The sequence below is a fragment of the Rhodophyticola sp. genome (assembly GCF_965284195.1).
In the GTDB taxonomy this organism is placed as follows: Bacteria; Pseudomonadota; Alphaproteobacteria; order Rhodobacterales; family Rhodobacteraceae; genus Rhodophyticola.
The window spans coordinates 3,156,804-3,170,228 of record NZ_CBDIRM010000001.1; the positions used below are offsets into that span (position 1 = coordinate 3,156,804).

The 13,425-nt window shown below is 62.5% G+C and carries 12 protein-coding genes; 4 read left to right on the plus strand and 8 right to left on the minus strand.

All coding sequences use genetic code 11. The annotated features are described in order from the left end of the window. Positions 1 to 81: 81 nt before the first annotated feature. The 4 genes from ACQ651_RS15845 to ACQ651_RS15860 form a co-directional block, all read right to left on the minus strand. The gene (locus tag ACQ651_RS15845) at positions 82 to 408 is read right to left on the minus strand and encodes a hypothetical protein (protein WP_375551194.1); all 327 of its coding nucleotides are present in this window, start codon (positions 406 to 408) and stop codon (positions 82 to 84) included. 106 nt (positions 409 to 514) lie between these two features. After that, positions 515 to 1,189, minus strand: coding sequence for a YjbF family lipoprotein (locus ACQ651_RS15850; RefSeq protein WP_430449808.1), 675 nt, complete (start codon positions 1,187 to 1,189; stop codon positions 515 to 517). Next, positions 1,186 to 3,291, minus strand: coding sequence for a YjbH domain-containing protein (locus ACQ651_RS15855; protein ID WP_430449809.1), 2,106 nt, complete (start codon positions 3,289 to 3,291; stop codon positions 1,186 to 1,188). The genes ACQ651_RS15850 and ACQ651_RS15855 overlap by 4 nt, the downstream gene beginning before the upstream one ends. 104 nt (positions 3,292 to 3,395) lie before the next feature. Beyond that, a complete protein-coding gene (locus ACQ651_RS15860; RefSeq protein WP_227285672.1) occupies positions 3,396 to 5,276 on the minus strand; it encodes a polysaccharide biosynthesis protein in 1,881 nt (626 codons plus the stop codon). A 274-nt stretch (positions 5,277 to 5,550) separates the two neighbouring features. Between ACQ651_RS15860 and ACQ651_RS15865 the strand changes: the two genes are divergently transcribed. Further along, positions 5,551 to 6,579, plus strand: a complete 1,029-nt coding sequence (locus tag ACQ651_RS15865) for an NAD-dependent epimerase/dehydratase family protein (RefSeq protein WP_227285671.1) — start codon at positions 5,551 to 5,553, stop codon at positions 6,577 to 6,579. Between the two features lie 81 nt (positions 6,580 to 6,660). Beyond that, a complete protein-coding gene (locus ACQ651_RS15870) occupies positions 6,661 to 7,968 on the plus strand; it encodes a UDP-glucose dehydrogenase family protein (protein WP_227285670.1) in 1,308 nt (435 codons plus the stop codon). Between the two features lie 51 nt (positions 7,969 to 8,019). Here ACQ651_RS15870 and ACQ651_RS15875 read toward each other — a convergent pair whose 3' ends face one another. Beyond that, complete coding sequence (locus tag ACQ651_RS15875; RefSeq protein ID WP_430449810.1) at positions 8,020 to 8,985, minus strand: KpsF/GutQ family sugar-phosphate isomerase; 966 nt, start codon at positions 8,983 to 8,985, stop codon at positions 8,020 to 8,022. Between the two features lie 108 nt (positions 8,986 to 9,093). Here ACQ651_RS15875 and ACQ651_RS15880 point away from each other — a divergent pair, with 108 nt between their 5' ends. After that, the gene (locus tag ACQ651_RS15880; RefSeq protein WP_430449811.1) at positions 9,094 to 9,540 is read left to right on the plus strand and encodes an NUDIX domain-containing protein; all 447 of its coding nucleotides are present in this window, start codon (positions 9,094 to 9,096) and stop codon (positions 9,538 to 9,540) included. Here the strand turns inward: ACQ651_RS15880 and ACQ651_RS15885 are convergent. Further along, on the minus strand, positions 9,533 to 10,810 hold the full coding sequence (locus tag ACQ651_RS15885) for a PP2C family protein-serine/threonine phosphatase (protein WP_430449812.1): 1,278 nt from the start codon (positions 10,808 to 10,810) through the stop codon (positions 9,533 to 9,535). The two genes, ACQ651_RS15880 and ACQ651_RS15885, sit on opposite strands and share 8 nt — an antisense overlap. A gap of 169 nt (positions 10,811 to 10,979) precedes the next feature. On the opposite strand from ACQ651_RS15885, the gene ACQ651_RS15890 reads away from it, so the two are divergent. After that, complete coding sequence (locus tag ACQ651_RS15890; protein WP_430449813.1) at positions 10,980 to 11,306, plus strand: Hpt domain-containing protein; 327 nt, start codon at positions 10,980 to 10,982, stop codon at positions 11,304 to 11,306. Positions 11,307 to 11,314: 8 nt separating this feature from the next. On the opposite strand, the gene ilvA is transcribed toward ACQ651_RS15890, so the two are convergent. Beyond that, entirely contained in the window at positions 11,315 to 12,562 is a 1,248-nt protein-coding gene (ilvA, locus tag ACQ651_RS15895; RefSeq protein ID WP_430449814.1) for a threonine ammonia-lyase IlvA, read from the minus strand. A gap of 39 nt (positions 12,563 to 12,601) precedes the next feature. Then, positions 12,602 to 13,396, minus strand: coding sequence for a hypothetical protein (locus ACQ651_RS15900; RefSeq protein ID WP_430449815.1), 795 nt, complete (start codon positions 13,394 to 13,396; stop codon positions 12,602 to 12,604). Positions 13,397 to 13,425: the final 29 nt, after the last annotated feature.

Genomic DNA, 13,425 nt, shown 5'->3' on the forward strand with positions numbered 1-13,425 from the left:
GCCGCGTCACCCTGCGGACAGCGCATGCAAGGACGGCCCCGCCTGGGGGCCGTCAAGCTTCCGTGAGTGTACCGATCCAGATCAGGGTGCAAGACTGCCCGTGGTGGTGGTCGTCGTCGAATCGTCTCCGCCACCGACGACGACCGCCAGGAGGAGGCCGGCCCCAGCGGCTGCGGCGATGCCGGTTCCCGCGAACCCGGTTCCCGCGCCCGCAGGCAATGTGGCGGTCGGTGCCGCAGGTGTCGTCAGTCCCGCGGCCTGAGCCTGCGCCTGGGTCAACTGGCAGGTTCCACCCACGACCGCACCGCCGAATGATGTGCATTGGCTGGGCGTGACCTGAGCGGCAGCCGGAACGGCGAAGGTTGCGGCGACAGCCGCCGCTGCAAAAAAGACCGGGGTGCGTTTCATCGGGGGAACTCTCCAAACAGTGAACAAGACCTTATCATTTTGGTAGCATCTGAGGCCTATCCGATCAACGGGACAGGCAGGGCCGCGGCGGCCGGGCGGCAAACCGCTAATCGATCACGCGCTCCAGCAAAATATAGCCCAAATCGGTCCCAACCCATTGCCGGGAGCGGCGCATGACAGAATAGCTAAAATTGTCTGTATCTCGCCAATACGTGTTTTCGATACCGTCTGTGCCCGAGCGGCATGTCTCTTGAAAACGCCGGGTGGCGTAGGCCTGTCCGAAAACGGTGATACGCTCCGGGCCGGCGTCGGCAAGATGGCAGTCAAACCGGGTCACGACGATCTGGTCAAGACCGTCCAGATGGCGATATCGGCGCGTATAGACCATCGGCCCGTCGCCCCGCATCGCCGCCAGAACCGGCGCCGTCTCCGCGGTGTAGAGATCCTGGCCAAGGCCTCTTGTCCCGGTCAGAACGCCCCCGGCTTCGCTCAGGGTGCTGGCATCGCCCGCCTGCCAGGTGACCACACCCCGGTTTTCCGCGACCTGAACCAGACCGGCGCGCCGCATGCGGGTTTCGGAAAAACCCACCAGAAAGGGACTTTCGAAGCCTTGAGCCGCGAGACTGGCCCGTGTCACGGTAAACCCGTCATTCCCGCGATCTTCGCGGCTTTGCACCCATTCGCCGGCAAGCGGGCCAAGCTGTGCAAACGGATCGGTGGTGGCGCCGGGGCCGCATCCCCACAGGGCGAATGCCAGAACGATGCCCAGTCCGATCCTCATCGCCACACCCGTGCCCATTGATCGTCGATGCGATGGGTCTGCCCCTGCCGCACCCGGTCATGAAGCCGGCCCGGGACGCTCAAGCGCGCGCCGCCGTCGCGCGTAACCGGCCGGATTGTCGTGCCGACACTTTGCTGGCTGGGCCGCCCGGTAAACCAGCTGACCGGAATGCTGAGCGTGATACCCTTGTCGAAGCTGCCTTCGCCAAACTCCTCCGCCGATGCGCCGGTGAGCGTGGCAAAGGCACCAACGCGCCATCCATTGGCGAATTCCCGGGAGATGGTCAGCGTTGCGCCCAGATCGCCCGCGAGGTACCGACCCACGTCAAGCTGCGCCCGGAAGCCGTTATCAAATCGGTAGTACGCTGACAGATGGCCGGTCACCACATCATAGTCCCTTACGCCGAAGAGCATGTCGTAGTCGCGCTGGATCGCGTAATTGATCTCGGCGCCCAAAGCCAGCCGGCTGTCCACCGGCGCCCAGAGCAGCTCCGCAGAGACGCCGGCGAACATGCGCTCCAGATAGCCGATCGTGACCCGGCCATAGACGTCATCTCCCAAGCTTCGGTAGTGGGCGAAAGTCAGCGTCTCGATGACCGGGCTGTCATTGCCTTCGTAGAGTGGCAGGCTGGTCCGCACCGGCGGCAGGCGCGAGGGGGAGACACGTGCCCGATCAAGCGTGCCGGCCAGACGTTGCGCGATCGATCCTTCCACGACCCAACCGGGCTGAAACTCATAGCTGCCGCGCAGGCGCAGACCCAGATCCAGCAGCACGGGGTTTTCCGGGTCGAAGAAACTCGTGCGAGTGTAAGGCCCCAACGACCACAAAAGGCGCGGGTAAAGCTCCGCCACCAGATCCTCCGGATCGGTTGGAGCGGCGGCCGTGATACCTGTGACGGCGCGCAACGCCTCGGCCGCGTTCGGCGCAACGTCGAGGGCCTCCAGATCGGAGCGGCGCAGCACGACCGTCGACAAGGCAAGCCCCTGATCCATCAACACGATCCGGAAGGTTTCGACCGAGAGCGGCATGGTCGCATGCAGCACTCGGGCGGTTCTGCCGATCGCCTGCGCAGTGGCGAGGTAGCGGGTGTTCTCGACACGGATCTCAACGCTGTCCGCGCGGATGTCATATGCGACCAGGATCTGCCCCTCGGCCTCCAGCGCGGCCCGCAGACGGTCAGCCAGCGTCGCGTCGATACCGGGGATCTCGCGCCAGGTTTGTGCCCACGCATCTGGCGCTTCGGCGCGCGCGGGGCGTGGCACGATCGGCGGTGGCGCGGTCTGGCGCAGCCCGCCGGAGGGCGGGCGGGCCGGGTTGAAGGAAAGCTGGGCCGTCAGGCCAAGCTCCGACCCGTAGAGGTAATATCCGCCCAATCTCAAACTGTCATTGACCTGATACTCCACGCCGAAGTTCCAGGGGGACTGCCGTGTGAAAACGCCGCGACCGGTTTCCGGCCGATAGGCATCGGATGAGTATTCGACCTTGAACCCGAGCCGGTCGGTCGGCCGCCATTCCAGACCACCGAAAAACGCGGCTTCGCCCCGGAACCATTGATCGACGGACAGCTCGCCGCCGGTGCTGTTCGGATCGAAGGTCGGGCGTGTGCCGGAGACAGGTGCCCCGAAGGAGTTGTAGCTGCCAAGACGGCCCCAGCCGACACCGGCGGTCAGCGTCAGATCCGTTCCGAACCGTCGGGAGGCGACCACATATTCGCCCGCGTAGATGCCGGTTCCGACGAAATCCTGAAGCCCGATCACGACCGAGGGCCAATAGCGCCCCTCTTCCAGCACCTGATAGCGGAGATCGAAGCTGCGGTCGTAATAGGTCTCGAACCCATCGGCATTCCAGTCCGCCGTCGCCGCGTATCGAAACGATCCCGACAGGCGCGGCGTTATCTGGAAGCTCAGCGTGTTCCGGGTGATGCCGCCAAAATGCGATACGGTGATGTTCAGCTCGCCATCGGGCTGCATCTGGGCGGAGGGCATATCGACAAGCCCGGTGGCCCCAAAGAAGTTGAGGCTTGGTCGTGTGATCGTATCGGGTTGCAGGTCTTGGCCCATGGCGGGCAAGGCCAGGCCAACGATGATCGAAAGCGCCGCCATACCCGCCCTTGCGGCGCCTGCCCCCCGCGGCCGCGCGTGCGGACCGGCAGTGTGCGAGACCTCTGGCCGTGCCCCTGCCGCCCGCCTCATGAACTTATGCGCTGTCACGACGCCCCCACGCCCCGCGTGTCTTCGTCGGGCATCGGCGGTTTGAGCCACCGGGCCACAAGCGCGCGGGCGCGCCTCGCATCGCCCGAGGCGATGGCTTCCCGCGTGCCCCGGATGATGGAGGCCACCTCGATTTCCGATAGAAGAGGTTCCTGCGCGAAGAGAATCTTGGGATGGCGCGTGGCCGATATGGTCCCCGAAACGGTCAGTTCCTCCTGCAGTTTTTCACCGTTCCGCAGCCCGGTGAAGACGATTTCGATATCGCCGTCAGGTGTCTCGTCATCCTTCACGGTGTAGCCCGCGCGTTCTATGACCTGGCGCGCAAGCTTCCAGACCGATACCGGCTCGCCCATCTCCAGCAGAAAGACCTCGCCGTCGCGGGCCATGGCACCGGCGCGCAGCACCAGATGAACCGCCTCCCGCACGGTCATGAAATAGCGGATCACGTTCGGATCCGTCACGGTGACCGGCCCGCCGCGATTGACCTGTTCCTGAAACAGCGGCACGACGGAGCCGGAAGAGCCCAGAACATTGCCGAACCTGACGATACCGAAGGCGGTTTCGGGATGCCGCGACGCGAAATCCTGGACGACCAGTTCAGCGATGCGCTTGGTGGCGCCCATGACGCTTGTGGGCCGGACGGCCTTGTCGGAGGAGATCAGGACAAACCGTTCCACCCGTCCATCGGCGGCCTCGCGCGCCAGCGTGTGAGTGCCGAGCACATTGTTTTTCAGCCCGGCCAGCGGATTGAGTTCGACCAGGGGGACATGTTTGTAAGCGGCCGCGTGAAGAACGACCTGAACGCCGTTTTCCTGGATCACCTGCCGCACCTGCCGCGCATCGGTCACCGACCCCAGAACCGGAACGATCTCCACCCCGCTGCCCTTGTTCAGGGGGCGAAGTTCCATTTCGATATTGTAAAGCGCAAGCTCGCTCAGTTCATAGAGAACCAGCCGGCTCGGCGCACAGGCCAGAACCTGGCGAGCCAGCTCCGCCCCGATAGAGCCCCCCGCGCCCGAGATCAGCACGGATCGCCCGCTATAACTGCCGCAGGCTTCTTCCAGCTCAGCGGTCACCTGCGGGCGCTGCAGATAGGAATGGGCGTCAAGCGTGGTCAACCGTTCAAGCAAGGGCTCTTCGCCGATCAGCTGCGAGAACGATGGCAGGGTCTGCACTTCAAGGCCCTTGTCCTGAAGATTGCGGGCGATCCGTGCCTGTTTCGGCTGGCTGAGGGACGGGATCGCAAGCAACACACGATCCACGTTCAGCTCCGTCACGAGGGTGTCTATCCGCACCGGCGCATGGACAGGGAGCCCGGCGATCAGCAGACCGTGGAGCGCCCGGTTGTCGTCGACAAACGCGACGGGGTCGATTGTTTCATGCGATTTCAGGGCGGTCGCAAGCTGCATCCCGGTTGTTCCGGCGCCATAGATCAACACGCGGCATCGCTTCGTATCCCACCGGTAGATCGCAAGGAGTATCTGGTACATGACCACGCGACTGGCGGCGGAAAGCAAAAAGAAGGTGATGCCGAAATCGATGTGCAGACTTGGCGGAATATCAACGGAAAACAGCCCGCTCAACACCGCGGCTCCGATCGCCAGATAGATGGCGAAGGCCATGGTTTTTGCCACGCCGCGCCACTCATACGCACTGACCCGGATATCCGGGACGCCTAGCAAGACGGAAATCACCGCGCCAAGGGCCATCAGGTAGGGCAGGATCGGCAGCACGAATTCCAGGGTTTGCAGGGGCGGAACGGGCATCGCCTGAACCGCGAAGGAAAACACCAAAGCCAGCGGGATCAACACCACGTCCACGATCAGCAAGGTGACCTTCTTTTCGCGGCGCGTGAGAGATTTGACGAAATTCAGCATTCACAGTCCAGATCGGGTGCCTTTCTTTCGAAAGGCCAAAGGAGCAAAGGGGAACATGGCACCCGAAGGCGACCAAGTTTGGTCTCTTTGCCCCGATCCACCGTGGGCGTTATTGGTTTCCCAATTCTTAACGCTACCAAACATTCATCGCCCGCGACGAGGCATCGGATGCTGCGCCTGCGAAATCCCGCCGATGACGATTCGCCATGGCTGGCCTTGGCGGAGCGGGCGCGGGTTGCTATGGCTGCAAAGCCCATACAGACAAGGACAGTTCATGCCATCGCCCATTTCACGCAAAGCGCTGGTCACCGGGTCTTCCGGCTTCATCGGATACCACCTTTGCAAGCGACTACTGGCCGATGGATGGCAGGTGGTCGGCATAGATGCGCTCACCGACTACTACGATGTCAGGCTGAAGACCCGCAGGCAGGGAGAGTTGCTGCAAAACCGGGGCTTCCAGACTGTGACGGAACGGATCGAGACTCCGGGCATTCTGGATCGGCTTTTCGCCGATCACAGGCCCGACGCGGTCATCCATCTCGCGGCGCAGGCGGGTGTGCGGTATTCGATCGAAAACCCCGAAAGCTACGTCAATGCCAACCTGGTCGGGACATTCCGGGTGCTGGAGGCCGCCCGTGCGGTGCCGCCTGCGCATCTGCTGCTGGCCTCGACCTCCTCGGTCTACGGGGCAAGTGCTGATATGCCCTACGCGGAAACGGCAAAATCGGACACGCAGATGTCGTTCTACGCGGCCACCAAGAAAGCCAACGAGGCCATGGCGCATTCCTATGCCCATCTCTTCGGACTTCCGACGACCATGTTCCGCTTTTTCACCGTCTACGGACCCTGGGGTCGCCCGGACATGGCGCTCTTCAAGTTTACCAAGGCGATTCTGGAAGGCGCACCCATCGACATCTACAATCACGGCGATATGGCGCGCGACTTCACCTATGTGGATGACCTGGTCGACGGCATCGTGCGGCTGATCAATGTGGCACCCGTCCGTCCCGGGGAGGCGGAGGAGATTGCCGAGGGCGACAGCCTCTCGCCCGTGGCGCCCTGGCGCGTTGTGAACATCGGCAACTCGGAGCCCGTCCAGTTGATGGATTTCATTGCCGCGATTGAGGACGCGATCGGCAAGCCCGCGATCCGCAACATGATGGATATGCAGCCGGGCGACGTTCCGGCGACCTGGGCCGATGCGGATCTGCTGCACAGGCTGACCGGCTATACGCCGCAGACAAAGGTTGCCGACGGGGTTGCGCGTTTTGTGGCGTGGTATCGTGATTTCTATGATGTCTAGGCACCTCGCCTTGCCGAAAAGCCGGTGATAAGCTTCACGAAATCCAGCCCGAAAAGGGCGTGACAAAAGGGCAGTGGGCGCATGCGTATTGCGATGATTGGAACGGGCTATGTCGGTCTTGTCTCCGGGGTGTGTTTTTCGGATTTCGGGCATGACGTTGTCTGCGTCGACAAGGATCCGCGCAAGATCGAGATGCTTGATGCGGGCAAGGTGCCCATCTACGAGCCGGGCCTCGACGCGCTGCTGGCCAAGAATGTGGAGGCCGGGCGGCTGACCTTCACAACCGATCTGGCCCGGGCGGTCGACGGGGCCGAAGCGGTGTTCATCGCAGTCGGAACGCCCACGCGGCGCGGCGACGGTCATGCGGATCTGACCTATGTGATGGCGGCGGCGGAAGAGGTTGCAAATGCCCTGACCGGCTACACCGTGATCGTGACCAAATCGACCGTGCCCGTCGGGACGAACCGAAAGGTGAAACAGGTTGTCGCCAAGGCGAACCCGTCCGCTGAGTTCGATGTCGCCTCGAACCCGGAATTCCTGCGCGAAGGGGCCGCGATCGACGATTTCATGCGCCCCGACCGTGTGGTGGTCGGCGTGCAGACGGAGCGCGCGGGCGAGGTCATGGCCGAAATCTACCGCCCACTGTTTCTGCGCGACTTTCCGATCCTGACGACCGATCTGGAAAGCGCCGAGATGATCAAATATGCTGCCAACGCTTTTCTCGCGACGAAAATCACCTTCATCAACGAGGTTGCCGCGCTCTGCGAAAAGGTCGGCGCGGATGTGAAGGAGGTTTCCCGCGGGATGGGTCTGGACGGCCGTATCGGCAACAAGTTCCTGCATGCCGGACCGGGCTATGGCGGATCCTGTTTTCCGAAAGACACATCCGCCCTGGCCCGGATCGGGCAGGAACACGCGGTGCCGCAGCACATCGTTGAAACGGTGATCCGCGTGAACGACCATGTGAAGCATCGCATGATCGAAAAGCTGCGCGATCTCTGCGACGACAGCTTCAACGGCAAAACCATCGCGGTTCTGGGGGTGACGTTCAAACCCAATACCGATGACATGCGCGATGCGCCGTCCCTGAGCATCGTGCCGGCCCTTGTCGGTGGTGGCGCAAAGGTCCGCGTCGTGGACCCCCAGGGCCACCGCGAAGGGGAAAGCCTGCTGCCCGGTGTCAGTTGGTTCGATGATCCGTACAAGGCCGTAAACAATGCCGATCTGGTGGTTATCCTGACCGAATGGAACGAGTTTCGGGCATTGGACCTGGAGCGCATGGCCAAAAAAATGGCAACGCCCCGCATGGCCGATCTGCGCAATATCTATTCGGCCAGAGATGCCAAGCGGGCCGGGTTCGAGGCATACACCGCCGTCGGGCGCGGGTAGACGGGATCGGCCCAGAGCGCCGCCCTTCAGGAGTGCGACCGGAGTTTCGAGCTAGGCGATGCCTGCGCGCAGGCAATCATGCAGGTGCAGAAGACCGATGGGGCGCCCTGTATCGTCGACCACGAACAGTGCTGTGATCTTGCTTTCCGACATCATCGCCATCGCCTCGGCCGCCAGCATGTCCGGGCCGATGCTGCGTGGATTGCGCGTGGCCACATCGCCGGCGGTTCTGTCCATCAGGCCATCCATATTGCGCCGAAGATCCCCGTCGGAGATCACACCGATCAGTTTGTGATCGCCGACCACACCTGCGATGCCGAAGCTTTTCTCGCTCATCTCAAGGAGTGTGTCGCCCATTGCGGTCTCCGCGCGAACCAGCGGCAACTCCTCGACGCCGTGCATCAGCTGGGCCACCTTGCTTAGCTGGGCGCCAAGCTTGCCGCCGGGGTGGAAGGTGCGGAAATGCTCGGGCAGGAACCCGCGCCGCTCCATGACCGCCACGGCCAGGGCGTCGCCAAGCGCCAGTGTGAGCGTGGTCGACGTGGTGGGCGCCATGCCGATGATGCAGGCCTCGGGCGCAGACGGAAGGATAAGCCTGAGATCGGCCGCACGCATCAATGTGCTGTCGGCCTGACCGGATATGCCGATCATCGGAATGGAAAATCGCGCCACATGGGCCACGATATCCCGAAGTTCCGCCGTTTCCCCGGAGTTGGAGATGAGGATTGCCAGATCGCCGGGCATGATCATGCCCAGATCGCCGTGGCTCGCCTCCGCAGGGTGTACGAAGGCGGATGGGGTCCCGGTGGAGGCCAGGGTGGAGCTTATCTTTCGCGCGATGTGGCCGGATTTGCCGATGCCGGACAGGATGACCCGGCCCTTCACGTCCAAAATCGCCTCTACCGACGCTTCGAAATCCGGCGGGAGGTTCTCCGCCATGTCGGAAACCGCCTGCCCTTCGATCCGCAGAACGCGGGCCGCTGTGTCGCGGATCATCTGATCGAATGTCTTGTCCATATCCGGTTCCATAGCCCAAGGATTCGCCAAAGGACAGAGGCCGGGTTTTCAACCGGGCGCGGGGCTGCCATAGCTCTTCGCAGTGCCAGACACCACGATGGAGACCCCATGAACCGCCGTTTCGGCAAGCCGCCCGACCCGACCCGCCGCTATACGCCCCGTGCCGGTGTCTATGCGATCATCCACTGCGGCGATGGGCTTCTGGCGACGTTTCAGGAACGCCCGCGGCCTGAATTCCAGCTTCCCGGCGGCGGTATCGACCCCGGCGAAAGCGCCATCGCGGCGTTGCATCGGGAAGTGATGGAGGAAACCGGACACCGCATTTGCGCGCCGCTCCGGATGGGGATGTTTCATCGCTTCACCTACATGCCGGAATACGATCTCTGGGCGCAGAAGCAATGCCACGTCTATCTGGCCCGTCTGGGGCTTCGGATCGGCCCCCCCTGCGAGCCGGGTCACTGGCCGGTGTTTCTTCCCTGGGCAGAGGCGGCAGAGCGACTGGCGGTTTCCGGCGACAGGCATTTCGTTTCGCAAGCCATGGCGCGGCTCAGCTAGCCGCGCCGGTGTATTCCAGCAAGATAGCCGACACGTCATCGGGAAAATCCGAGCCGTTGGCGTAGCCTTGCAAGTCGGTCAGGAGACCATCGAGAAACCGCCGCCCGGTTTGCAGGCCCCCGGCTTGCAGCATCTTGGTCAGCCCCTCCTCCCCCAGCATTTCCCCGTGAGGCCCGGGGCATTCGGTCAGCCCGTCGGAATAGATCAGCAACCGGTCGCCGGGGGCCAGTTCGGCCTCCAGCGTTTCATATTCCGCGTCGGGCAAGAGACCGACGGGCAGACCACCCCGGCCCAGAAACTCCACCCGGCCATCGCGGCGCTGCACGGCAGGATGGGGGTGGCCGGCCTGGACCATCGAGATCCTGCCTGTCGGCAAATCCAGGATGACGAGACAGAGCGTGAAGTAGAGATCGGTTTCGACTTCCTCCAGCATCAGGCGGTTCAGACGCGCGGCCACCAGATGTGGAGAAAGGGGCGCATAGCCACCGCCCGCCCGTCGTTCCAGCGCGATGTTCTGTTCCGGAGAGGCCGAGGTCAGCCGTCCGGCCAGCCGCGCGGTCATCATGGCGGAGGTCACGCCGTGGCCCGACACATCCAGCGAAAACAGCCCGATCTGACGGTCAGAAACCGGAAAGTATCCGACAAGATCGCCGCCCACATGTCCGCTGGACCGCAGCAGGAACGAGGCCATCGCCGTATCGAACTGACGCATGGTATCCTGCAGAAGCGAGGCCTGAAGCTTCTTGGCCTCCATCAGGTCGCGATCAAGCGCATCGTAAAGCGCGCTGATTTCGGACAGGGCCGCGCTGACCATCTTGTTCTTTGCCACCAGCTCCCGCTGCATGGCCACGATCCGTTCACCCGCGTGAATGCGTGCGCGCAATTCCGGGCCATTCACCGGCTTGGTCAGGAAATCATCGGCCCCGGCATCCAGACCATGCGCGATGGCGTTCTTGTCGCTTTTCGATGTCAGAAGCAGGATATAGGCATAGCTTTCGCGCGCCATGGCACGCACACGGCGACAGAATTCAGGACCATCCATTCCCGGCATCACCCAATCGCTTACAATCATCGTGATCGTCGGGTCCGCCAGAAGCTCAAGGGCGATTTCGGGGCGCTCACAAGACAGAACGTCGTGCCCCCATCGCTTCAGAAGTGAGCAGAGCAGCGTTCTTTGGGCCCTGCTGTCATCCAGCACCATCACCCGCTCGCGCGGCCGGGCAGGGTCCAGCGTCGGCACATGTGCCGACGCGCGCAGGGAAAGGTTCATGTTCGGCACCGGCACGACAGGGTTTTTCCGTTCTCCCGGAAACTCGTCGCATGGCGGGCCTTAATGGACCATGAAAGCGAAAATGCGAACGATCTCGCGAGTGACGCGAAACTTAGCCTTAACTCTCGCCCCCGTAAGACCTTGGACCAATCTCAGGCAGAGGACGCTCATGATCGACTGGGACAGATTGAACGAACTGCGCCGCGACATCGGCGAAGACGACTTCCTGGAGGTGGCCGAACTCTTCGTCGAGGAGTTGGCGGAGGTGATGAGCCGTCTTGCCATCGCGCCGGCCACGGCAACACAGAATGATTTCCACTTTCTGCGCGGCAGTGCGGCCAATCTGGGCTTCGTTGAATTCGCCAGCCGCTGCGCCGCCGCCGAAGAGGCGTTGGGAACGGGCCAGTCCATTGATTTCCAATCCCTTTGTGAAATCTACACAAAGTCTCTGGCCGAAGCGGCGGGCGTCTTGCCCACGGCAAGTCAGGCCGCCTGAGATCCCCGTCAGATCAGGAATTGCGCCAGAAGATCGTCATCGGTGATATCGCGCACGGCAAAACCGCGCGCGCCGATACGGGCGAACAACCCGTCGAACTGCTGCGGATCCCGCGTTTCGATGCCGATCAGGACGGATCCGAAATTCCGTGCGGATTTCTTGAGATACTCGAAGCGTGCAATGTCATCATCCGGGCCCAGAAGGTTGAGGAACTCCTTCAACGCACCGGGGCGCTGCGGTAGACGCAGAATGAAGTACTTCTTCAATCCCTGATACCGCATCGCACGTTCCTTGACCTCGGGCAGGCGTTCGAAATCGAAATTGCCGCCGGATGTCACGCAGACCACGCTCTTGCCCCTGATCTCTTCGGAAACACTGTCCAGCACGTCGACGGCCAAGGCGCCGGCCGGTTCCAGAACGATGCCTTCGACATTCAGCATCTCGCCGATCGTCACGCAGATCCGGTTTTCCGGCGACAGAAGCACGCGCGACGGGTCGATATCCCTGAGCACCTCGAAGGTCCGCGCGCCGATTTGCGCGACCGCCGCGCCATCCACGAAGGTGTCGGTGATCGGGACGGTCACGGGTTTTCCGGCGGCCAGCGCCGCGGTCAGGCTGGGGCCGCCTTCGGGCTCCACCAGTGTCAGCCCCGTATCGGCCCCGACGCCGCGCAGATAGCGCGCAACACCCGAAGACAGACCGCCCCCGCCGACAGGCAGGATCATCAGATCAGGCGCATGCCCCAACTCGTCAAGCACCTCCAGCGCGACCGAGGCCTGTCCCTCGATCACGTCCGGATCGTCGAAGGGCGACAGGAAATGCGCGCCTTTCTCCGCACAGAACGACTGCGCGGCAGCGAGGGTTTCATCGAAGAAATCACCGATCAACGTGATCGAAACCGCGCCGCCGCCAAAGGCGCGCGTCTTCTCGATTTTCTGTTTCGGTGTGGTGACCGGCATGAAAACGGTGCCCTGCACCCCGAAATGCTGGCACACATAGGCCACGCCCTGGGCATGGTTCCCGGCGCTGGCACAGACGAATTGCCTTTGACCTGGATTATCGGCCAACGCCTTGCGCATCGCATTGAAGGCGCCGCGGATCTTGTAGGACCGCACCGGGCTCAAATCTTCGCGTTTCAGCCAGATATCGCAACCATGGCGATCCGAGAGATGCACATTCCGCTGCAGCGGTGTGGGCGGAAAAAGCGCGCGCATCGCCTGCTCGGCCGCACGGGCGGTATCGGTGAAATCACTCATCCCATCGGCCTGCCGTGAAATCCCGGCGCTGTCCAGCACCTAGTTCAGCGCGCGACCTTCGACCAGATTTCCGTAAAGCGTGGTCATCAGCGCCAGATTGACCAGGAGTTGAAGCCACAACACGAAAAAGACCAGAACGAGGCCGATCAATGGAACGAACTGCAAGACGCCATTCAGCAATGCAAAAACGATCGGGATCACGATGATCGGCAACAGGATTGCGCCGGACACGGGGCGTGTGAGGGACCAGCTTTCCCCAAGCCCCATCGGCTTCCCAAGGGCGGCGGAGGGCAGGATCAGGCCGATCCGGGTCACGACCCAGAGAAATCCGATCGTGACGCCAAGGCGCAGAAATCCGAAAATCGACGGCGATTCCGTAAAGGCCCGGATGACTACGCTCAAGACGGAGAAGGCGAGGGCGATCAAAAGGATGATCACAAAGATACGGAACGCCGCCCAAAGATAGCGCCCGACGAAGGACCAGTTCCAGTTTGGCAGGAGAAGACCTCCACGTTCTTCGAGGAGGACGTAACGGTGCCAGCCCACGGCAGCCCAAGCATAACTTATGACCGAGACCGCGAGCAGAAGAAGCACGTAGAGCAAGACCGTTCCCGCATTTTCTAAAAGATACGCTTCAAAACGCTCTACTTCTTCGTGGTAACCAGGAGCGGTCTGATCCATCGCCATGAGGTCTGGCCCCGCCAGTGAAGTAACCAGTGCCACGGTCAGCGCGTAGGGCAGGATCGTCAGAAGCAAGGTCAATCTCGCGGCCTGACCCAGATTGCCGAAAACCTGCTGCACCACATGCCGCAGCAGTTGATACCCGTAGTCCATTCCCGATCTCCGCCCGTCTTGCCCCGACC